This window comes from Pseudomonas sp. GYB4201 (genome assembly GCF_056312595.1).
On sequence record NZ_JBWGIG010000007.1, the window covers coordinates 119,816 to 141,748 of the forward strand.

21 protein-coding genes are annotated in these 21,933 nt (G+C 58.5%); 17 read left to right on the plus strand and 4 right to left on the minus strand.

What is annotated here, in order from left to right:
* The first annotated feature begins 142 nt into the window (after nucleotides 1-142).
* The 7 genes from ctlX to AC0Z2B_RS08805 all read left to right on the plus strand — a co-directional run bounded on the left by ctlX (nucleotide 143) and on the right by AC0Z2B_RS08805 (nucleotide 5,993).
* Nucleotides 143-1,060, plus strand: a complete 918-nt coding sequence (ctlX, locus tag AC0Z2B_RS08775; protein WP_476296042.1) for a citrulline utilization hydrolase CtlX — start codon at nucleotides 143-145, stop codon at nucleotides 1,058-1,060.
* 28 nt (nucleotides 1,061-1,088) lie between these two features.
* Nucleotides 1,089-2,132: an ornithine cyclodeaminase gene (locus AC0Z2B_RS08780; protein WP_476296044.1), complete on the plus strand. Its 1,044-nt coding sequence runs from the start codon at nucleotides 1,089-1,091 to the stop codon at nucleotides 2,130-2,132.
* 225 nt (nucleotides 2,133-2,357) lie between these two features.
* Complete coding sequence (locus AC0Z2B_RS08785) at nucleotides 2,358-3,137, plus strand: ABC transporter substrate-binding protein (RefSeq protein WP_476296046.1); 780 nt, start codon at nucleotides 2,358-2,360, stop codon at nucleotides 3,135-3,137.
* Between the two features lie 129 nt (nucleotides 3,138-3,266).
* Nucleotides 3,267-3,932 (plus strand): ABC transporter permease, encoded by a 666-nt coding sequence (locus tag AC0Z2B_RS08790; protein WP_476296229.1) that lies wholly within the window; start codon nucleotides 3,267-3,269, stop codon nucleotides 3,930-3,932.
* Nucleotides 3,929-4,642: an ABC transporter permease gene (locus AC0Z2B_RS08795; protein ID WP_476296048.1), complete on the plus strand. Its 714-nt coding sequence runs from the start codon at nucleotides 3,929-3,931 to the stop codon at nucleotides 4,640-4,642. Before AC0Z2B_RS08790 ends, AC0Z2B_RS08795 begins: the two co-directional genes overlap by 4 nt.
* 84 nt (nucleotides 4,643-4,726) lie before the next feature.
* On the plus strand, nucleotides 4,727-5,497 hold the full coding sequence (locus AC0Z2B_RS08800) for an ABC transporter ATP-binding protein (RefSeq protein ID WP_476296231.1): 771 nt from the start codon (nucleotides 4,727-4,729) through the stop codon (nucleotides 5,495-5,497).
* A 13-nt stretch (nucleotides 5,498-5,510) separates the two neighbouring features.
* Nucleotides 5,511-5,993, plus strand: coding sequence for an Lrp/AsnC family transcriptional regulator (locus tag AC0Z2B_RS08805; RefSeq protein WP_476296050.1), 483 nt, complete (start codon nucleotides 5,511-5,513; stop codon nucleotides 5,991-5,993).
* A gap of 56 nt (nucleotides 5,994-6,049) precedes the next feature.
* Here AC0Z2B_RS08805 and AC0Z2B_RS08810 read toward each other — a convergent pair whose 3' ends face one another.
* Entirely contained in the window at nucleotides 6,050-7,030 is a 981-nt protein-coding gene (locus AC0Z2B_RS08810) for a LysR family transcriptional regulator (protein WP_476296052.1), read from the minus strand.
* Nucleotides 7,031-7,182: 152 nt separating this feature from the next.
* Here AC0Z2B_RS08810 and AC0Z2B_RS08815 point away from each other — a divergent pair, with 152 nt between their 5' ends.
* From AC0Z2B_RS08815 to AC0Z2B_RS08855, 9 genes are all read left to right on the plus strand, one after another.
* Nucleotides 7,183-8,478, plus strand: a complete 1,296-nt coding sequence (locus AC0Z2B_RS08815) for an MFS transporter (RefSeq protein ID WP_476296054.1) — start codon at nucleotides 7,183-7,185, stop codon at nucleotides 8,476-8,478.
* Between the two features lie 12 nt (nucleotides 8,479-8,490).
* A complete protein-coding gene (locus AC0Z2B_RS08820; protein WP_476296056.1) occupies nucleotides 8,491-9,246 on the plus strand; it encodes a class II aldolase/adducin family protein in 756 nt (251 codons plus the stop codon).
* Nucleotides 9,243-10,172: a 2-hydroxyacid dehydrogenase gene (locus tag AC0Z2B_RS08825; protein WP_476296058.1), complete on the plus strand. Its 930-nt coding sequence runs from the start codon at nucleotides 9,243-9,245 to the stop codon at nucleotides 10,170-10,172. Before AC0Z2B_RS08820 ends, AC0Z2B_RS08825 begins: the two co-directional genes overlap by 4 nt.
* A gap of 20 nt (nucleotides 10,173-10,192) precedes the next feature.
* Nucleotides 10,193-11,422, plus strand: a complete 1,230-nt coding sequence (locus AC0Z2B_RS08830) for a Zn-dependent hydrolase (RefSeq protein ID WP_476296060.1) — start codon at nucleotides 10,193-10,195, stop codon at nucleotides 11,420-11,422.
* Nucleotides 11,423-11,581: 159 nt separating this feature from the next.
* Nucleotides 11,582-12,913 (plus strand): MFS transporter, encoded by a 1,332-nt coding sequence (locus AC0Z2B_RS08835; protein ID WP_476296062.1) that lies wholly within the window; start codon nucleotides 11,582-11,584, stop codon nucleotides 12,911-12,913.
* Between the two features lie 52 nt (nucleotides 12,914-12,965).
* Nucleotides 12,966-14,291, plus strand: coding sequence for an OprD family porin (locus AC0Z2B_RS08840; protein WP_476296064.1), 1,326 nt, complete (start codon nucleotides 12,966-12,968; stop codon nucleotides 14,289-14,291).
* Nucleotides 14,292-14,345: 54 nt separating this feature from the next.
* Nucleotides 14,346-14,738 carry a RidA family protein gene (locus AC0Z2B_RS08845; RefSeq protein ID WP_476296066.1) on the plus strand — a complete coding sequence of 131 codons (393 nt, stop codon included), beginning with the start codon at nucleotides 14,346-14,348 and terminating at the stop codon, nucleotides 14,736-14,738.
* Complete coding sequence (locus tag AC0Z2B_RS08850; protein WP_476296068.1) at nucleotides 14,735-15,352, plus strand: RraA family protein; 618 nt, start codon at nucleotides 14,735-14,737, stop codon at nucleotides 15,350-15,352. The genes AC0Z2B_RS08845 and AC0Z2B_RS08850 overlap by 4 nt, the downstream gene beginning before the upstream one ends.
* A gap of 205 nt (nucleotides 15,353-15,557) precedes the next feature.
* Nucleotides 15,558-16,706 (plus strand): hypothetical protein, encoded by a 1,149-nt coding sequence (locus tag AC0Z2B_RS08855; protein ID WP_476296070.1) that lies wholly within the window; start codon nucleotides 15,558-15,560, stop codon nucleotides 16,704-16,706.
* 356 nt (nucleotides 16,707-17,062) lie between these two features.
* On the opposite strand, the gene AC0Z2B_RS08860 is transcribed toward AC0Z2B_RS08855, so the two are convergent.
* Nucleotides 17,063-17,383: a hypothetical protein gene (locus AC0Z2B_RS08860; RefSeq protein WP_476296072.1), complete on the minus strand. Its 321-nt coding sequence runs from the start codon at nucleotides 17,381-17,383 to the stop codon at nucleotides 17,063-17,065.
* A 412-nt stretch (nucleotides 17,384-17,795) separates the two neighbouring features.
* Between AC0Z2B_RS08860 and AC0Z2B_RS08865 the strand changes: the two genes are divergently transcribed.
* The gene (locus tag AC0Z2B_RS08865) at nucleotides 17,796-18,404 is read left to right on the plus strand and encodes a DUF6680 family protein (RefSeq protein ID WP_476296074.1); all 609 of its coding nucleotides are present in this window, start codon (nucleotides 17,796-17,798) and stop codon (nucleotides 18,402-18,404) included.
* A 184-nt stretch (nucleotides 18,405-18,588) separates the two neighbouring features.
* Here the strand turns inward: AC0Z2B_RS08865 and AC0Z2B_RS08870 are convergent, their stop codons facing one another.
* On the minus strand, nucleotides 18,589-20,865 hold the full coding sequence (locus tag AC0Z2B_RS08870) for a KAP family P-loop NTPase fold protein (RefSeq protein ID WP_476296076.1): 2,277 nt from the start codon (nucleotides 20,863-20,865) through the stop codon (nucleotides 18,589-18,591).
* A gap of 79 nt (nucleotides 20,866-20,944) precedes the next feature.
* Nucleotides 20,945-21,907: a DNA-binding protein gene (locus AC0Z2B_RS08875; RefSeq protein ID WP_476296078.1), complete on the minus strand. Its 963-nt coding sequence runs from the start codon at nucleotides 21,905-21,907 to the stop codon at nucleotides 20,945-20,947.
* Nucleotides 21,908-21,933 lie beyond the last annotated feature (26 nt).

The window sequence follows — 21,933 nt, forward strand, 5'->3', positions numbered from 1 at the left end:
CAACGGTCGCCCAGCCACAACGGATTCAGCCGCGGCACACGTGTTTTTGCTGTAATCGGCTGTTTACCCTTCTGTTCTCGACGGAGATCTCCAACCGCTTGCCTCGATAATAGGCCCACTGCCACCGCATGGACCCCCTTCGATGCAAACCACCAACACCGTACTGATGATTCGTCCTGCCCGCTTCGGCTTCAACCCCGATACCGCTGCGAGCAACCGATTTCAGCGTCCTGACACAGACCCAGCCCTGACCCAGCGCATGGCGCTCGAAGAGTTCGACGGCTATGTCGAGACCTTGCAACGCCAAGGTGTGGAGGTGCTGGTAGTGGAGGACACCCCCACCCCTCATACCCCGGACTCCATCTTCCCCAACAACTGGTGGAGCACGCACGCCGATGGCAGCCTGGTGCTTTACCCAATGGAAGGCGAAAACCGGCGCCTGGAGCGTTCCAAGGGCGTGCTGAAGGTGCTGGCCGGCCGCTTCAGCGTTGAGCGCACTATCGATCTCAGCCATCTGGAGCAGCACCAAGTATTCCTGGAAGGCACTGGCAGCATGGTGCTGGATCGCGTCAACCAGATCAGCTACGCGTGCCACTCAAATCGCACCCACGAAGATGCGCTGAGGGAGTTCGCTGACCAGTTGGGCTACAAGCTCCATGTCTTCCATGCAGTCGATCGCCAAGGCGCACCGATCTATCACTGCAACGTGATGATGAGTGTAGGCCGCACCCTCGCCGTGGTTTGCCTGGACGCCCTCCCACTCCTGACTGAGCGCGAAGCCCTGCTGAAGTCTTTGCAAGCCACCGGCAAAGATGTCCTGGCGCTGGACTTCGACCAACTGGAAGGCTTTGCAGGAAACATGCTCGAAGTCCACAACCGCCAAGGCGAGGCTCTGCTGGTGATGTCTCGAAGCGCTTGGCGCTCACTACGCGGTGAGCAGCGACAGCACATTGAGCGGCATTGCCGGCCGGTAGTGGTGAACATTGATCACATCGAACGAATCGGCGGCGGCAGCGCTCGCTGCATGCTGGCCGAAGTCCACCTGCCGTCCGCGCATTGATCTCTTCCCTCTCGTAAAGGAAACACTCATGACCCGCTATATCGACGTCAAAGATTTAAGCCAACTGGTTCGTCAGCAGGGGCTGCAACGCTGCTTGGCGGAAATGGCCGAATACATTCGCCAAGACTATTTGCGTTGGACAGACTTTGAAAAATGCCCGCGGTTGGCCAACCATTCCCCTGACGGCGTCATTGAGTTGATGCCCGTGTCGGATGCCAGCCTGTATGCCTTCAAATACGTCAATGGCCACCCCAAGAACACTCAACAAGGTCGGCTTACGGTGATGGCGTTCGGTGCGCTCGCTGATGTCGACACTGGCACACCACTGCTGCTCAGTGAAATGACCCTGACTACCGCCATCCGCACCGCAGCCACCTCAGCGCTGGCAGCACGTTACCTGGCGCGTCCCAACAGCCGCCGTATGGCCTTGATCGGCAATGGATCGCAAAGTGAATTCCAGGCCGTCGCGTTCCACGCGATGCTGGGCATTGAGGACATCGTGCTGTTCGACATTGATCCAGCAGCCACCGCTAAGCTGGCAGCCAACCTGCGGCACTACCCAGGCCTGCGTGTCACCATTGCCCAGAGCGTGGCGCAAGCGGTACGTGGGTCCGACATCGTTACAACGGTTACTGCAGACAAGGCGTACGCGACGATCCTGACTCCAGAGATGATCGAGCCCGGCATGCACCTAAACGCGGTAGGAGGTGATTGCCCAGGAAAAACCGAACTGCACCGCGACATTGTGGAGGCGGCCCGCGTCATCGTTGAGTACGAACCCCAAAGCCGCATCGAGGGTGAGATTCAGCATATGCCCGCCGACTCACCGGTAATTGAGTTCTGGCGTGTGGTGAATGGTGAGGAATGCGGTCGCGAGACATCTGATCAGGTGACGTTGTTCGACTCGGTAGGCTTCGCCCTCGAGGATTACTCAGCCTTGCGGTACGTGCTTGATATAGCGCAAGCATTAAATATCGGCAGCCCTCTGGAACTGGTCCCCGACCTGCACGACCCCAAGGATTTGTTTGCCCTTCTCAAGCCAACCGAGCACACCCTGCGACGAAGCGCTTGAACACACCGAACGTGCCTACTCAACCAGATTCGATCGCCGCACAGCCGAATCGGCTGCAAACACCACTTTAACAGCCGATAGCGGCGGTCGGCGTGACCGTAAACGACAAAAATAACGAAAGACACTGATGCATTCTGCACGTGACCAAAGAGTCACTCCCAATAACCATGCCTCACCTACTTTCACTGCCCTTACATCCACTAAAAACAGAGAGGGATACCGCACATGGTGACGATTCGACGATTGTTCGCGGTGGCGCTTTTGCCACTCCTGGCCAACTTGGCCTACGCAGATACCCCCAAGGAAATTCGTTTTGGGGTCTTCCCCGCCTACCCGCCTTTCGAATCGGTAGCGGCAGACGGCTCGCTGAAGGGCTTCGACATCGACCTGGGCAACGCGATTTGCGCCAAGCTGGAGGTCAAGTGCGTGTGGGTACAGAACGAGTTCGACGGCATGATCCCGGCGTTGTTGGCGCGCAAGTTTGACGCGGTGATGTCGTCCATGGCCGTCACGCCTGCGCGCCTGAAAAATATCGCTTTCTCCGATCGTCTCTACGTCAGCCCCACTGCCGTAGTCGTCAGGAAAGGCGCAGAGTTCGGCATGACACCTGAGTCACTCAAAGGCAAACAGGTCGGCGTGTTGCAAGGATCACTTCAGGAGGCGTATGCCCGCACGACGCTCATTCCACTGGGGGCTCAAGTCAAGGCTTACCAAGCCCAGGATCAGAATTACGCCGACTTGGTCAATGGTCGCCTTGATGCAACCTTAACGGACAAATTGGAAGCGCAACTCAATTTCCTGGCCTCCCCCCAGGGCGCCGAGTTCCAGGCTGGACCCGCTATCCAAGACCCGTCGTTGCCGCTGGATATCGCCATGGGGCTGCGCAAAAACGATGAGTCGTTGCGCGAACTGATCAACAAGGGAATTGCCGCAGTGCATGCTGATGGCACCTTCGAGCAGATCCAGCGCAAATACGTTGGCGATCTGGACATCTACCACCCGTAAGGCGAGTGCCTGGCCCGGCCGGCGTGTCGGGCCGTCCCTGCTCTCTTTCCTTTCGAAGAGAATTTTTCCGTGAACGACCTCGAACACTTTGCAGGCCTGGGCCTGCCGAGCCTGCACGGTTTTGCGCCGATGCTGGCCATGGGTACGTGGATGACCCTCAAACTCGCCGCCCTGTCATTGCTGCTCAGCCTGATTTTGGGCTTGCTGGGCGCCAGCGCCAAGCTGTCACGCCTAGGGCTTCTGCGCTTGCCGGGCACGTTGTACACCACACTGGTACGTAGCGTGCCCGACTTGGTGCTGATTTTGCTGATTTTTTACAGCCTGCAGATTGGCGTTAACAACGTTACCGACTGGTTGGGCTGGAATTACCTGGAAATCGATCCTTTCATGGCAGGCGTGATAACGCTGGGATTCATTTATGGCGCTTATTTCACCGAGAACTTTCGCGGAGCCATCCTCAGTGTGCCCGCCGGTCAACTGGAAGCGGCCACTGCCTACGGGTTGAGCAGGACGTTACGCTTTCGCCTGATCCTGTTCCCGCAACTGATGCGTTACGCACTGCCTGGCCTGTGCAACAACTGGCTGGTGTTACTCAAGGCCACCGCGCTGGTGTCGTTGATCGGCCTGTCGGACCTGGTCAAGGCTGCACAAAACGCGGGCAAGACCACCAACAATGTACTGTTCTTTCTGCTGCTGGCCGCGCTGGTCTACCTAGTGATCACGACCCTCTCCAATCGGTTGTTCAAATCGCTGGAGCGCCGTTACAACACAGGCATCAAGGGAGCAACCTCATGATCGAGTTGCTGCAGCAGTATGGCAGTGCGTTCATTTACACCGATGGCCAGGGCCTGTCGGGTCTGTCCATGACGCTTTGGCTGTTGGTGATCAGCTTGGTGGTGGGGTTTTGCCTATCGATCCCGCTCGCCTTGGCCAGGGTCTCACCCCGTGCATGGCTATCACAACCAGTGGCGTTTTACACCTACCTGTTCCGGGGTACGCCGCTCTACATCCAACTATTGATCTGCTATACCGGCTTCTACGGCATCGACGCCGTGCGAGCCAACGCGGTACTCGATGCATTCTTCCGCCAGGCCATCAACTGCACGGTACTGGCATTCGTGCTCAATACCTGCGCCTACACCGTGGAAATATTTGCCGGGGCGATCCGCAACGTTCCTCATGGCGAAATCGAAGCAGCCCGCGCATATGGCTTCACCAGTTGGAAGCTCAATGTGTTTGTCGTGCTGCCCTCTGCACTGCGGCGCTCGATCCCGGCCTATAGCAACGAGGCCATTCTGATGCTGCATGCCACCTCGCTGGCCTTTACTGCAACCGTTGCGGATATCCTTAAAATTGCTCGTGATGCCAACGCCGCCACGTTTCTCACGTTTCAGTCCTTCGGTGTGGCAGCACTGTTGTACATGCTCCTTTCATTTGCCCTAGTGGGCGCGTTTCGCTGGGCCGAAGGCCGCTGGATGCGCTTTCTTGTTCCCGTTCGAGGCTAAGTCATGACCCAGTCCCTGAAGCAAGCACTACCCGAATTCGCCAGCGTTCCCTCTGTGTCAACGGCCGCCCAAGGTAAAGCAGATATGGCAAGCTCGGCCAAGCTGAACGTGGAAAACCTGCACAAGTGCTACGGCAATCACCAAGTGTTGAAAGGTGTTTCGCTGCAAGCGCGCAGCGGCGATGTGATAAGCCTGATCGGTGCCAGCGGCTCAGGCAAGAGCACGTTTCTGCGCTGCATCAATTTCCTGGAGCAACCCGATGCCGGCAGCATCACCCTGGATGGCCAACGGATAGAGCTGCGCAACGGGCGCGGCGGGTTGCAGGCCCCAGACCCACGCCAACTGCAAAATCTGCGCACACGCCTGGCCATGGTCTTTCAGCATTTCAACCTATGGAGCCACATGACCGTGCTGGAGAATATCTGCATGGCACCGCAGCGCGTATTGAGCGTCAGTGCCCAGCAAGCCCGTGAGCGCGCCTTCAGTTACCTGGACAAGGTCGGGCTTCCACAGCGCGTCGCCGAACAGTACCCTGCCTTCCTTTCCGGAGGCCAACAGCAGCGAGTGGCCATCGCTCGCGCCTTGGCAATGGAGCCGGAAGTCATCCTTTTCGACGAGCCTACCTCGGCACTCGACCCGGAATTGGTGGGTGAAGTGCTGAAGGTTATCCAGACGCTCGCAGAGGAAGGCCGCACCATGCTGATGGTCACGCACGAGATGGGCTTCGCCAGGCAGGTATCGTCCAAGGTGCTGTTCTTGCACCAAGGGTTGGTAGAGGAACAGGGCGGTGCCACCATTCTGGACAACCCGCAAAGTGAGCGGCTGCAGCAATTTCTGTCAAACCGATTGAAGTGAACAAGACCCCTTGATGGACACCAAAGACAGCAACTCGCGGTACAGCTTGGACCGGATCGACGAGGCCATTCTTGACGTGCTGCGCCATGACGGGCGTATCACTTATGAAAAGCTATCCACCCTGGTGCACCTCACGCCCCGGCCATGCCTTGAGCGGGTGCGCAAGCTTGAGCGCAACGGCGTGATTCGCGGGTACAGCGCGATTATTGATACCCAAACGTTATCGCCAGGGCTATCACTGCTGGTGCTGGTAGCGTTGTCCAACCAAAGCGGGCGTTCGGCCCAAAGAGCCTTTGAGACCACCGTCAAGGAGTGTCCGCAGGTGCTGGACTGTCGCTTGATCAGTGGGCACTTTGACTACAGTCTGCGCATGCGCTGCAAGGACATGGAGCATTACCGGGTGCTGACGGAGTTGTGGCTCAACAATGAGGAACTGCATATTGACAAGCTAGTGGCGCATCCAGAATTGGCGATGGTCAAGGACAGCGCCCCATAACGCTGGCGATAACCTGCCCGAATTCGCTTCGGGCGGACTCAGTGGATGGGACCACTCTACAAGGGCTGCACAGCGTCTACATCCTCGAGCAAGCCCTGCAGGGATTCGATGAACACCGATTCGGCACGGTTCATCCGCTGTTCACGATTCCACATCAAATAAACGTCCACGTCAGCGACTCCGTCCGCGGGTGGAAGGCGCCACAACAACCCGTTGTGCAAGTCGACATCAACCAAATGCTCCGGAAGACAGCCGATGCCATAACCGGCGATGACCAGTCGCCGGATTTCTTCGAAACTGGATGATGACGCGACGATCTTGCCGGTGAAGCCTTGCTGGTCACGAAACATAGTGATCGGTGAAAGATTTCCCCCCACCTGGTCGCTGGTAAAACTCACGAAATTCTCACCCTGTAGCGCTTCCAGCGGCAGCCGACGCTGTCCGAAAAGGCGGTGCCGCTTACCGCAGAAGAATGCATACCGCTGTCGCAACAGACGGCGCCGTTCAAGCTTCGCTTGGGCGAAACGGCACAGCCCCAGGCCAACCGTGGCGGTTTTCTGGCTAAGCGAGCTTTGGATGTCGGAACTGCGAAGCACCTCGACCTCTAGCTCCACACGCGGATGGTCACGGTGAAACTGAATCAAGAAATCGTCGTACAACGCCGATTGCACCTGGCTGATCGTAAGAATTCTAACCTTGCCTACCACGTCGTCCTGAGGCGTCTTGATCGTCGCCGCCAACCTCGACACGTTGCCGTAGATCTCCTGGGCGATGCGGAGTACCTCCTCGCCGGCCGGAGACAAATCAAATCGCGGACCGCGACGCAAAATCAAGGCGCACTCCAGTTGCTCTTCCAGCCGCTTGAGTGACTGGCTGACCGCTGACTGGGTGAGATGCAGGCGCGCCGCAGCACGGCTGATGCTTTTTTCCTGGCCGATGGTCAGGAAGGTGCGCAGCAGGTTCCAATCCAGCCGATCGTGCAGAAAGCGTCTACCCAGCCATTCCTGGCCCGCAGCGGGCACTTGTTCTTCGCTCATCACCCACCATCAGTAATCTGGCTAATAATCAGAATAAGTATTAGCAAATTGAATAATCATGAAGGTTAAGGGATAAAGGTGCCAAGCGCCATAGAGCGCACCGTGATCAGCCTTAGCACCCTGCCAGAAGTCAAAAAAACAAAGGGCCTTGTATGCACTCTTCAAGCACTCAGCCGCGCCGCGCGGCCGCTGCCGCCTTCGTGGGCACGACCATCGAGTTCTACGATTTCTATATCTACGCCACGGCAGCCGCGCTGATTCTTGGTCAGGTCTTTTTTCCCAGCGGTGACCCCGCACTCAGCACCCTTGCAGCGTTCGGGACCTTCGCGGTCGGCTTCATCGCCCGCCCCTTGGCTGGCGTTGTCTTTGGCCACTTGGGTGACCGCCTTGGCCGCAAGAAAATGCTCCTGCTGACTATCGTACTCATGGGCCTTGCCACCACTGGAATTGGTCTGCTGCCCAGTTATGCCAGCGCTGGTATTTGGGCACCGATCGGGTTGGTAGCCTTGCGGATCGTGCAAGGGATTTCAGTAGGCGGTGAGTGGGGTGGTGCAGTGCTGATGGCCAGTGAGCACGCCCCGAAAGGTCGTAAAACCTTCTACGCCTCCTTTGCCCAGCTGGGTAGTCCTGCGGGCCTGCTGCTGGCTCTGATCGCCTTCCGCGTGGTTACCTCCCTGGAGCCTGCGCAATTTGCCGACTGGGGTTGGCGACTGCCCTTCCTGGCCAGCGGTGTATTGATGCTTATCGGTCTGTTCATCCGCTTTGGCGTTGATGAGTCCCCGGAGTTCAAAGAGGTCGCCAAGACCGGCGCGACCGCTAAGTTCCCGGTCATGGAGGTACTGCGTACTTGCTGGCGGCAGATCCTGTTTGCAGCCTGTGCCGTCACCATCGGGTCGGCAGGCTTCTTTTTCACCAACACCTTCATGATCACTTACGTGACCCAGTACCAAGGCATTCCCAGGGCCACGATTCTGGACTGCTTGTTCGTGGTCACGATTCTGCAATTTCTGTCGCAACCCCTCAGTGCGCTGCTGGCTGAAAAAATAGGCGAAGGTCGATTCCTGACGTTGGCAGCCCTACTGTCGATCGCCATGCCCTACCCCATGTTCCTGCTGGTCGGTTCGCACAACCTGGTGTTGATGACCCTGGGTATCACCATGGCCGTGGTCACGCTGTCAGGGCTCTACGCCGTGATCGCTGGCTATATGGCCCAGGCGTTTCCAGCCCACCTTCGCTACAGCGGGATCTCCCTGGCGTACCAATTGATCTGTGCCATTGCCGGCGGTACCACGCCCGTCATCGGCACGCTGCTCGCCTCCCACTACGCCGGCCAGTGGCTGCCACTGGCATTGTTTTTCAGCCTGCTGGCCGGGCTGTCGTTGTTCGGCGTCTGTGGACTTACCCGCCTTCGCGAAGCCCCCATCGCCCAGCCAGCCTCGGCACTTTAACAAGGAGCTCACATGCATAACTCAGACACTATCAGCCCCGTGGAGTGGCAGGCACGCTGCGAACTCGCCGCCTTGTATCGTCTGGTGGCTTACTACCGCATGACCGACCTGATCGACACGCACATTACCTTGCGCGTCCCCGGGCCGGACCACCACTTCCTCATCAATCGCTATGGCGTTGCCTTTGATCGCATGAAGGCCAGCGACCTCGTACTGATCGACCGCGATGGCAGGGTCGTTCATGGTGACCGCGAGCGCAGCCGGGTCAATGCAGCCGGCTTCATTGTTCACTCGGCCATTCACATGGCCCGTCATGACCTGACGTGCGTGATTCACACTCATACCGCCGCAGGTATGGCCGTGGCAGCCCAAGAGCAAGGGCTGCTGCCAATCAGTCAGCATGCATTGAAGTTCTACGGCAAGTTGGGCTACCACACCTACGAGGGAATTGCCTTGTCGCTGGATGAGCGCGCTCGCCTGGTCGCTGACCTGGGCCCACACAAGGCCATGATTTTGCGTAACCACGGTTTGTTGGTGGGTGGTAACGGTGTCGCCCAGGCGTTCCAGGAAATTTACTTTCTGGAACGTGCCTGCCAGGCCCAGGTGCAGGCACTGGCGGGCAACGCGAAGCTGGTCTGCCCAAGCGAAGAAGTCTGCCGACTGACCGCCGAGCAATTCGATCGTGACGAAGCCGGTGAAATCATCGACCTTGGCTGGAAAGCTGCATTGAGCCTGATCGAAGACCAGCGCGAGTCCTATTGCTCATGACAACACTCGTATTGCTCAGCCGCGACACCCTATTGCTGGGCCAACTGCAGAAGGCGTTTGCCCAGCACGCGCCAGCGCTCAAGGTGGTGCTGGCCGATCACCCCGATGCTGCCCAGGCAGAAGTCGCGGCCTGCTGGTACCCGCCGGCTGGCAGCCTGGGCCGATTGCCTGGCCTGCGCCTGGTTCACTCGGTCGCGGCGGGCGTCGACCATCTGAGTACCGACCCTAGCGCCCCCTCAGTGCCCGTATGTCGTGTGGTGGATCCGGATCACCGGCGCGGCATGACCGAATATGTGCGCTGGGCGGTCTTGCACTACCACCGCGACTTTGATCGTGTGAATGCGCAACAGCGCCAGAACCTGTGGCTGCGTCACCCCCAGCGGCCTGCAAGCCAATTCAAGGTGGGGGTCATGGGCCTGGGTTCACTGGGTTCCGCGATCGCTGCCGATCTGGCTAGCGCCGGTTACGACGTACGAGGTTGGTCACGAAGTGACCGACAACTGCCGGGAGTAGCCTGCAGTCACGGCGATTCATCGTTTAATCATTTTCTCGATCGGCTTGACCTGCTGATCAACCTGCTGCCGCTGACCGATGCCACCCGCGGCATCCTCTGCCAGAAAACCTTTTCGAAACTCGCTCCGGGTGCGGCGATCGTCAACGGTGGGCGCGGCCAGCATGTGCTGATCGACGACCTGCAGCAGGCATTGACCAGCGGCCAACTTCGCGGCGCGGTACTGGACGTGTTCGAACACGAACCCCTGCCTGCGGAGCACCCGCTTTGGCAAATGCCGGGCGTTGTGGTCACGCCGCATATGGCATCGGCCGCTGCTCATGACTGCATCGTCCGCCAGGTCGCCGAGAACACGCGGCGACTGATTGCCGGCGAAGTACTGAACAACCTGGTGGACCCTTCACGGGGCTACTGAAGCAACACGAGAGGTATTGCATGAACGTATTCAATTGCAACGGTGAACGGCTGTGGAGCAGCCTGATGGACATGGCTCAGGTGGGCGCAACGGACAAAGGGGGCAATTGCCGCCTGGCGCTCTCCCCGGAAGACAAGGCCGGCCGCGAACTGTTCATGGGTTGGTGCAAGGACGCCGGCATGACCCTAGGCTTTGATGCCATCGGTAACCTGTTTGCCCGGTTACCCGGCACCGACGATAGCCTAACGCCGGTTGTCATGGGCAGTCATCTGGATACCCAACCCAAAGGCGGGCGATTCGACGGAATCTACGGTGTGCTCAGCGGCCTGGAAGTGGTGCGCTGCATCAACGAACAGGGTTTGAAAAACAAGCGCCCCATCGAGATCGCCGTATGGACCAACGAAGAAGGCGCGCGCTTCACCCCTGCCATGTTCGGTTCCGCAGTCTTTACCGGGACCCTGCCCTTACAAACCGCTCTGGATGCGCGTGACGCCGACGGTATCAGCGTCGCCCAAGCCTTGGACAGCACGGCTCACGTCGGTGAACTGCCGTTCAATCGCCCGTTCGATGCCTACTTCGAGGCGCATATCGAGCAGGGCCCAATCCTTGAGGACAACGGTTTGCCCGTGGGCGTGGTCACTGGCGGCCAGGCCATTTGCTGGCTGGACATCAACGTTACCGGCATGAGCGCTCACGCAGGTACTACGCCGATGGATCTGCGCCGTGACGCCTTTTTCGGTGTAGCAGACATGGCTGCCCGCCTGGAAAGCCTCGCCGCTGACTTCGCACCCAAGTGCCTCGTCACCATTGGCCAGGTCAGTATCGCGAAATCATCGCGCAACACGATTGCCGGCCAGGTCAGCTTTACGGTGGACTTACGTCATCACGACGATGCCCAGATCGCACTCATGGAGCAGCAAGTACGGGCGCGCTTCAAGCACGTTGCCCAGACCCGAGGCCTGACACTAACCATCAATCGCCACTGGTTGAGCCCGGCTACCCCTTTTGACGCCGACTGTGTCAGCGCCGTCCGGCGCGCTGTCGAGGCTTTGGGTTACCCGCATCAGGATATCGTCAGTGGCGCTGGACACGATGCCATCCTGCTGGCGCGCCATTGCCCCACCACCATGATTTTCATCCCCTGTGTCGGTGGCCTCAGCCACAACGAGGCGGAGGATGTCATCCCCGAGGACGCGCGCAAGGGATGCGACGTTCTCCTCAATGCCGTGATCGAACGCCTCCAACGCTGATCGTTCCACTGCAGCGCAACCGGAGCGCTGCATTCAGGGCACGTCGAGGCCCGTGACAACAATAAACAGGCGCCCGGACGCGGGCGCTCGCACTACGCAATACCTGCCAATCAAAAAACATTATCCGCTGAGCATTGGCTCATCTTGGAGACATAAGGCATGAACAGTTCCGCGTGCATTCCCGACCCGCTGGCCACCGAAGCCACGCCGGTCAACATGAAAAAGGTGGCGGTCGCCAGCGTTATTGGCACCACCGTCGAATGGTACGACCTGTTCGTTTTCGCGACGGCGTCAGCGTTGGTCTTCAACAAGATTTTCTTCCCCGCCTTCGATGCTCTGATCGGCACATTGCTAGCCTTCGGCACCTTCGCCTCGGCATATGGAGCCCGCATCATCGGCGCCGCCTTGTTTGGCCACTTCGGTGACAAGCTGGGGCGCAAATCCATGCTGTTGATTTCGCTGCTGACCATGGGCGCTGCGACCTTCGCCATCGGCCTGCTGCCCGACTATGCCAGCATCGGCATCTGGGCGCCGGTGCTGCTGCTGACACTGCGAATTATCCAGGGCCTGGCCCTGGGCGGTGAATGGGGCGGCGCGGTGCTGATGGCGGTCGAACATGCGCCTGCCAACCAGCGCGGTCTGTACGGTTCCTGGGTGCAGATCGGCGTGCCAGCCGGCACCATGATTGCCAACTTGGCGTTCTTGGCGATCGCCGCCATGCTGTCGCCCGAGGACCTGTTGGCCTGGGGCTGGCGCATTCCTTTCCTGGGCAGTGCGCTGTTGATCGCAGTGGGCTTGTACATTCGCCTCAACATCACGGAAACGCCTACCTTTCACCAGGCCCAGGCCAGCGAGCAGGCGGTTAAGGTACCGTTGCTGGAAATCTGTCGCAAATACTGGAAGCAAGTGTTGCTGGGCGGCATTGCCACGATGTCAACCGGTGCCTCGTTCAACATCATCGTCGCCTTCGGCCTCACCTACGGAACCCAGACCCTGGGCTTCACCCGTCCAGTGATGCTCAGCGTGGTGCTGGCCTCCTGTGCCCTGTGCGTATTCCTGCTGCCAGCCTTCGGCGCCCTCTCCGATCGTATCGGTCGCAAGCCAGTGATCATTGGCGGCATCGTCGCCGAAGCCCTGGTGGCGTTCCCAATGTTCTGGCTGATGGACACCCGCGAACTGCCCATGGTGTTCCTGGGCTACATGCTGCTGATGACAGCCTTCGCTGCCAACTACGGGCCGATAGCAACGTTCCTTGCCGAGCTGTTCGGTACCCGCGTGCGTTACTCGGGTCTGTCGGTGGCCTACATGTTGTCCGGACTGCTGGGCAGCGCTGCAACACCCATGGTCACCACAGCCCTGCTGAACTGGACAGGCAAAGGCTCCTCCGTGGCCTGGTACATGATTGGTTCTGCACTCATCTCACTGATTGCCCTGCTGCTGCTCACCGAAACCTTCAAACGTGACCTGACCCGGACTGACAAACATGCCTGAGTTCACTCCTCGTTTGAAACCACTTTCGTTGATCGACAACAGGACCCGTACCATGAGCAAGTCTTTGAATCTGCTGGGCCTGGGCACCAGCGCTGTGTTGATGTCACTGAGCGGCAGCGCGTCAGCTGATTTCTTTGCCGATAGCAAGGCCACTTTGGGGCTGCGCAATTTCTACTTCAACAACGACTATCGCGACCAGGCGGGCAGCGCCGGGCAAAGCAAGACCGAAGAGTGGGCGCAAGCCTTCATGCTCAAGTACACCTCGGGTTACACCGACGGCACCGTAGGCTTTGGGATAGATGCGCTTGGCCTGCTGGGTATAACGCTGGACAGCGGCCCGGGCCGCCACCTTGGCAGCTCGATGATACCCAATGACGGCGATGGCGCGGCCGGCGAATGGGCACGCTTGGGCTTGACCGCCAAAGTTCGCTTCGCAAAGACCGAGGCCCGGGTCGGCACCCTGCAACCCAAGCTGCCAGTGCTGCTGAGCAACGATGGTCGCTTGCTGCCGCAAACCTTCAACGGCGCGATGGTGACCAGCAATGACATCGACAATCTGACCTTGACCGGCGGCCGGATCAACCAGGCTACCAGCCGCGGCTCCAGTGACCGCACCGGGCTCGCTGTCAGCGGTGGTACCCGCGCCAGCAACGATTTTGTATTCGCCGGCGCCGACTACAAGATCAACAAGAACCTTACCTTGCAGTACTACGCTGCAAACCTGGAGGACTACTACACACAGCAGTTCTTCGGACTGCTCAATGCACTGTCACTGGGTGACGGCCAATCGCTGAAGACTGATCTGCGCTACTTCGACACCCGTTCCAGCGGTGCCAACGACAGTGCCTCAGGGCGTAGCCAGGGCTACAAGATCAGCGGCTACACGGACGATAGCAACGGCAAGATCGATAACCAGACCTGGAGCGCGATATTCACCTACAGCCTTGGTGGCCATGCGTTGACCGCAGGCTACCAAAGCGTCTCGTCGGGGAGCAACTTCGCCCAGCTAAACCAGGGCTCGATCACCGGCAAGGGCGCAGGTGGGTCCAGCATTTACCTGTTCACCGATCGTCTGCTCGCCAGCTTCAACCGTGCAGGCGAACGGACGTGGTTCGGGCAGTATGCCTATGACTTCGCGGCGCTGGGCGTCCCTGGCCTTAGTGCATCGATGGTCTATCTCAAGGGCGACCATATTCAGACGGCTTCAGGCCAGGATCAAAGCGAATGGGAGCGCGATGCTGCGCTGGATTACGTGATTCAAAGCGGCACATTCAAAGGTGTTGGCCTGGGCCTGCGGCAGGGGGTGTTCCACTCCCAGGCCGACGTTAATCAGGATCAAACACGATTCATCGTCAGCTACAGCCTGGACTTGCTCTGACCCTTTGGCTCGCCTGCCGGCGAGGCAGGCGGGCCATCCAAACCGAGGTATTACATGAAACGCATCACTGCCGCCCCTGGCACCATCGGCCCGGTGGGCCCTTACTCGCAGGCCGTTATCAGTGGCCACTTGGTGTTTACCGCCGGCCAGATCCCCGCGAGCAAGGACTTCGACTCACAACCTGACACTTTCGAGGAGCAAGTCCGTCAGACGCTGCGTAACCTCGAAGCGATCCTGATTGCGGCGGGCTCCGACTTCGACCACGTCATCAAGGTCAATGGCTACCTGACGGACCCTGCGCAACTGGAACCCTTCAACCGCGTGTACACAGAGGTATTGGGACATGCCCCCCCTGCGCGAACAACGGTGTGTGTGTCGCTGTGGGGTGTGACGCTGGAACTCGACTGCGTGGCCGAGCTGATTGATCCAGCGGGAGCCCGACCATGATAGATGAACAGCAATTGCAGGAAAAACTCGAACGCGTGAGCTTTGCCACCCTGGGACATTTCCTGGAGGACGGATTCGTCTCCCCCGGCATTCGCGCTCAGCTCAGTGGCATCAAAGTGATTGGTCGCGCTCGTACGCTGAGCGTGGGAAATGCTGACGCCTTCGCCGTGAACAGGGCACTCGCTGGACTGCAGGAAGGTGATGTGCTGGTCATCGACATGCAAGGTGACCACGAGCACGCTTGTGTCGGCACCGTCACGAGTTGCGCCGCAGCCGCTAAAGGTGCTCGTGCGATTGTGGTCGATGGGGTGGTAACCGACATCGTCGAATTGCGCGAAGCGCGCCTGCCTGTGTTTGCGAGGGGCACCAGCTTACTGACCACCAAATTGCGCAGCGACCCGAGTAGTGCGCAGGGCATTGTTATCAGTTGCGGGGGGGTACACGTCAAGCCGGGCGACTGGGTTTTGGCGGATGACAACGGTGTGCTCATCAGTTCGTCAGAGAACCTACAAGGCGTTATTGATCAGGCTCTGGCCAGTGATATGGCCGAACCGGCGTTGATTGAGCGCATCAATCAGGGTGAATCGATCGAATCTGTTTTGCGGCTGGAGTAGCACACCCGAGTCCCACCTATTATCAGGTTAGTGTGCAGTGGCATCCGCGAACAGAGTTGGCCACCTCGATTTTTTGCCCCTCCTCCATGTGCCCGACGCGAGGATGATCTGGGTTCAAGACTGACTCCATGCGAGACTCATGTGCCAGCGATGCTGGCGCATGGCCTGCGTGTTAAAATTCACATTCAACTATGGAGGGCGTGTGGTGCAAAAACTTGGAATTGCAATGTTGGTCTCGTCTGTCCTCATACTCGGTGGCTGTGGACCAAAGGATTTGACCCCGGAAGAGAAGGCATACGTGGCGAAGCTTGAAACCGAGCTTGGCCAGACAAAGCTGGAACTAGGCTATGCGGAACAGACTGCAGCGCAATACAGTGGCGGGATGATCAAAGCGCTGGCTTCATCGCGAATCGAGATCCTGAAGACCAATCAGGCGCTGATTGAGCAGCGGATCTTGTCGGTGAGCTCGGGCGCTCCCGTCAAAGTCGAGACGCTTGCATCCACCGCTGACGAGGCACTGGCTGCGGCGCTGGCATCCGAGATTGAAAAGACGAAAGCTCAAACCCAGGCCGCCAACGCCGAGGCTGCGCAATACAGCGGGGGGTTGATCAAGGCCCTGAAGTTATCGGCAGCTGCTACTGGAGAGCAGACGCTCGCCATGCTTGAGCAACGATATCTGGTCGCCAAGTACGGGCTCAACCCCACGGTCGCTCGCAGTACGGGGTCATCGCCCGCACCCTCGACTCCTGCTTTACCCGCCCAACCTGCTCAGCCAACCATCACCCAATCACCCGCATTGCCACCCGCTGATGGGCCGCTTGGCCTTTCCGCTGGTTTGAGCAAGGATTTGATCGAGCAAATGACTGGCGAGCGCCTGGTGCTCACAGATGATGGCCAAAACCTCTACCAGATGAACCACGCACCCAAAAGCAACCAAGCATTCGAAGCTTACGCACTGGTCATTTCCCCAACCGTAGGGCTGTGCCAAATTCGTGCGATCGGAAAAACGATCGACACCAATGGCTTTGGCCATCAGCTGAAATCCGGGTTTGACGATCTCTCGGGATCCTTGACCTCCATCTACGGCCCTCCTCAGACGCTTGACATGCTCATGCCTGGAAGCATCTGGAAGGATCCTGATGACTGGATGATGGGGCTTTACAAGAAGGATCGCAGCCTAATGGCGGACTGGACAGGTTCATCATCTGTACCCTTGAAGAGCTCGTTGAAGTCAGTAATTTTGCAAGCTCGGGCGCTGGGGTCCGACAAAGGGTACGTGATGCTGCAGTACTCCTTCACCAACGACGCGCAATGTCAGGCTGAAGCCAAAACAAAGGCTTCGGGTTCTCTATAACCGAGCTAAGCCCTAGGTAAGCTCGTATCGGGCGGGCAGTCGGTACAAAGGCCTATTCTGCCAGGGTCAGCGCCGCTTGCCTGTGCCTGGGGCACCGCCGCTGACAAAGTGAACCTGCGAAAATGGTGTAGACCGATCAGGGGCAGACGGCAGGTGGGTTTCGTCCAAATCTTTCGTACATGCTTTACAGAGACTGGGTGGCCGTTGCCAATCCACATGAACGGCAAATCGCGAGCGACAACGCCAGCAAGTCCTGTCTACCCACTTGGAGGGCATTGTCGGGGCTGGTGTGACGGGTTTGGTTCGTTTTGCCTGCTTGACCGGCTTCGGCCGCTTCTCAAGCTTCTTGGCCTCTTTTAGCGCCGCTCTGGCGGCCTTGCGGCTTTGCGGCTTTGCTTTGTGCTTCTATGTTGGGCGATTTCACGAAGCTCAATGATCTTGTTCAACAGCGCGAATTCTGCACGGAGTTGCCGAGTTAAGTCGTCCAGTTCAAGTCCGACCATGCCTGCTCGATCTTGTGCCAATTGCTTATCAACGTCCTGGCGTTTTTGAGCAGCAAGTTCCGCAAACACCTTCTCCGACTCCACACTGAACCCTTGACCAGGCACATGAGGGACCTGCGTGAGCTCGTCGGGCCGCTTCATCAGCTTGCAGCATTGAAGATTTTTGACATCCATGTGAGACCTCAGATCCGTCTGATAGAACCGACGATAGCCATCTGCCTGCACCTCACCTTAGCACCTTGCAAGGCCGATGACATCGGTAATACCCAAACCTTCCGCTGACTGGATTCTTGCGCCTAAACAGCTCGTCGCTGACGTAGGGGGAAATCGCCGGGCTCGTATCTCCACGGTTGCTGAAGTGATCGACGGCAAGGTACACGGTAGTACCACCCCATCCTGCCGCGAATCCTAGCCTTGAGGGAAAAGGGAAAAGACCAGCGCCGCCCCACTGCGCTTCGCTTAGTTCACCGTCCAGCGGCCTCTCCTAGGCACGCTATAAGCTAAGCCAGCGGTCTCGGGCACCTCGATTGGACTGAGACCGCCAATCTACTAGGCTGAGAGCTGAATAACCGCGACGAGGTATAGCATGGGGATTGATTGGTCAACGATTGACTGGGCGGTAGTTGCCGCAACGCTTATAGGTCCGATAGTCGCCGTATTGATAACGCTTTGGCACCAAGAACGCTCCATGAAGCGACGGTCTCGTCAGGAACTATTCGTCGCCATGATGAAGACCCGCCGACACCCAACTAATGCAGAGTTTGTTGGCGCTCTTAACCTGCTTCCGGTCCATTTTTTTGCAGACAAAGCGGTGATGGAGCGCTACGTTCAACTGATTGCAGTTTTTGACGATCCGGCTTGGTTCATACCCGATGCAGCACAACGGCTGAACGAGCAGGCAAGTTTGAAAGTCGCCTATCTCCTCTCAGAGATGTCACGAGCCGTCGGACGTCCTGTTGAGCAACTGCAGATTCTTCGGGGGGCCTATGCGCCTCAAGGCTGGCAAGATGAAGAGCAGGCTCAAAAAGCAGTGAGAACGGCTTTGACGCAGATATTGATGGGGCAACGGTCGCTGCCCATCTGGGTGGCTCAGCTGCAGCAACCAAATACCCCTGCACCGGTCTCACCGCCTGCTGTGCCCAACGAGCAACTGTCGCCAGATGCCCCTTCCCCATCTCCCGACGGTTCTCGTTGAAAAAGCCGCCGGCACAGGACGAACACCGGGGAGATACCTGGTCGATTCATCGCTGAGTTTGCTGATCCCCATCCTAACTGTTCAAATCCCAGCGCTATGAGCCGTATTATGGCGCCAGAGCATCGAACTAGTTTCGTTGAGAGTGTCGCGGCTTTTAACGGCATCGATCTGATGCCTGGCTGAATTATTCCTCAGTCCAGGTATCTAGCTCTCCGCGGGTATGGCGATCTACCGCATCTCGGAGCAATGCGAGTGTGTGCAAGTCGCTGTCGCTCAACGCGATCGAGTCTAGCTCGGTAAGCCATTCCTCACAGCGCGTCAGCCCAAGCAACTGTTCTAGTGCGGTCGGTGAAATATAGTCGGCACGCGTTATGCGGCCGCCACTATACGAAGACCGGGCGTTGATCTGCCCTCGCGCGAATTGAAGGAACCGGCCTGGGGAAGTGATATGCGTTTCAAGCCACTGACCGCCCTCACCTCCGCCCTCAGCGTAACGGTTCAGATCAAGGAGGTAAGACGCGTGGTCCTCGCTCTCCAAAAATGCATCCGGATCACGATCGGCGACCTGTCGCAAAGTCTGGACATAGACGCCCTTGAGTTGCTCCAGCCCCTCATCCTCGAAGTATCCGACATCGCCTTTGCGTCGCAGCGCGTAGTCTCCCGCGAGCAGTTGCCCCACAACGACCAAGCCCGTCCCTGCGACCAAGGACTGGATGACCAACCTGCTGCGCGTCGCTTTGTCTGCTTGACGCTCCAGGTACAAACGAAGTAATCGAGCGACCTGCTGGCGCGGCGAAAAATTGGTGAACGACATCCGGCGGCCAACCTTCTCCCCGGCATGCAGCAAGGTCTGCACCACTGCCTCCGCGTTATCTATTGGAAACTCTTCGACCAATCCCAGCATCCGCTGGAGAATTTCTGCCTGACGGTCTTCGTCGTGGCTGATGAGCAGCGTTGTGAAATCCTGGCGGTCCGTGATGTGCCGACTCAATTCGTGCAGCAACGAATTGGGTACGTCTTGATCTGGCAGGGACAGCTCAAAATAGCGATCAAACACATCACCGCAACACACCCGCGAATTTATCAGCCAGCGAATCTGGATCTGCTGGCTGTACCGGGTGTTGATAAATACCCAGTCCAAATTCGGAAACAACTCTCGCAGCAACTGGCGGGTGGCAATCTGATGATTGGAAGGGGCCGTAGCGACCAAGTGATCGAACAACTGGCTGACGCGAGCACGTTGCGCCTCGTCCTCCCGCGCAAACGGCTCGCTCCCAGTCAACAGCACTTTGTGCCGCGGTAGTTCCTCGTAAGTCTGGGGGGCAAACACGCGCAGGCACTCCAAGGCAAAGAGATCCACCGCGTTCACTTCTGCAACCTCGGTACCGCGCAGTAGCCGGCAGTGAAATGCCAGCGTTGAGGCATAGCGATAAACGTGGCGCAGATTACGAAAGAACGGCCGCAGGCCTGCCTGGAACATGCGGTCCCAATACTCCTTGTTGAAGCGCTGCTGCAGCTGGGGCTCATCGACCAAGATAGCGTCCAGCCGATTGAACAGGACCTTTTCCAGCTGGCTTGATGAAATGACCGGCACACTGAACGGGGCCTGGATGATCTTTTCCAGATAGTCAGCGGCATCGAAGCCCGCCTTCTGCAGCCCCTGCTCGACGGTGTCGCGTTGAAAAAGCAGTAGGAACACCACGTTGGCGAAATCCATATGGGCTTTGACCAACTGAAAAATCGCTTTCATCTGCTCGCTCGAGAGTCTATCCAGATCATCCAACACGATCAGCAGCGGCTGGGTACGACCGGACAGCAGCATCTGCAATTCAGCGCGAATCTGGCTGAGGGAACGTTCATTGTCTTTCGCTTGCTCGTCCAGGTTTTTCGAACGCCTGACCGCCCAGTCTGCCGCTTTCTTCACCCAGGGAGCCAAGGTCCCAATCCAACCGATGCCGCTCACCGTCCATACAGTCACCTGCGCAGCGGTTCCTTCGGCTAAGCTGCCCAACGCGGTAGTCACCAATGCTGAGCCCAGCAGGATTGGGGTCCACTTGGCCGTGGCGCTGAGCACTTCCGCTCCAGCGTTCAGGTAATGGCTGTAGCGACGCAACGCCTTTGCCAATTCCTTGTCGGCCTTGCTTGGGGCCTTGCGCTGAACAATGCGGGAAACTTCCTCAAAAAAAGCGCTGCTCAACTTGTCCTGGTCAGCCCACTGCCATGGGTTGAACTCAATCACCTGGCAGCCTTTGGTGGCCTCCAGCTGTTCGAGCGCCATGTTCTTGATGGAACTCTTGCCGCTGCCCCAGCTTCCCATGAGACTGATCACCAAGCTTTCCTTATTCCTCCAGGAGCTGATCGCCAGCGCCAAACGCTGAGCAAATCCTGCCCGGTCAAGCAAGTCCTCTGTTTGCATGGCGATCGGGCGATCGTGGGCGAACTGCAGATCATCGTGGGACATAGGCTGCTCCTTGGCAGAGTGGACAGGTATCAGGGGTGGGGATGCGCGCGCCCGTAACCGGTACAGGCACAACCGCGGATTAAGATCGATTGCGTTGGCGCTTGCTCTGCAGGGCGTCGCGCAACTGGGCTAATTGCGTTTCAAGGGTGTCAGCCCGCGCTTGTTGCGCGATGGCGCTGCGCTGTGCCGCTTCCAATGTCTGCCGCGTGGCGTCGGCGCGCGACTGCGAGATGGCACGTTCTCGTTCCCCTTGTTCCGCTGCAAGCTCTGCACGGGCTTGCAAGGCTGCGGCCTCACGCTGGCTTTCAGCCAATGTGCTACGACACACCTCAATCGTGTGTTGGCTAGCCGTAATTTGTCGCTGCAATTCGCGCTGCTCTGCCTGGCGTGCTTTGCCCTCTTCTCGTGCACGGTCTACTTCGCGGTGGGCTCGCTCCTCCACTCCCCGCACATAGGCCTCCTGGCTGATACGGGCTTGTTCTGCCTGGCGTTGCTGTTCTTGCAGTTCTGCTTGCAAGCTGTCGACTTGACGCGATAAAACCTGGCGCTCTTCCTGCAGGCCGACACGCTGGTCCTGCAGATCTTCAATCTGCGCCTGGCGTTGGACGAGCAGTTGCTCCAGGTCCAGCAGTCGGGTTTCGACACTGAGACGCGCCGCCTGCGCTTCGGCCACCAGTTGGCGCGCCTGGGTAATTTCCAGTCGGGCGCGCGCCTCCTGGGCTGCCAGTTGCTCGCGCTCCTCCTCCAGCACCTGCCGCTGGGTCGCCACCGAGTGGTCTACGACGACCTGAGCCAGAGTGGTCGCCTGCTGCCAGATGGCAACGAACGCCTGCGCCACTTCCGGAGGCAAGCCGGGTAGCCGCGTTTCGCCACGCAGGCGCACGGCCAATTGCTCCCACCATTGATCCAACAGGGCGCCGACCCGAGCCGGGCTACCCCTTCCTAACTCACCACGCACGCGCTCCACGGTAGGCCGTTCACCGCGTGCCAACACCGCATCCGCTGCAGCAAACACTTCGCTTTCCGGTACACCTACGGCCATGGCCACAGCTCTCCGTAATTAGGTAT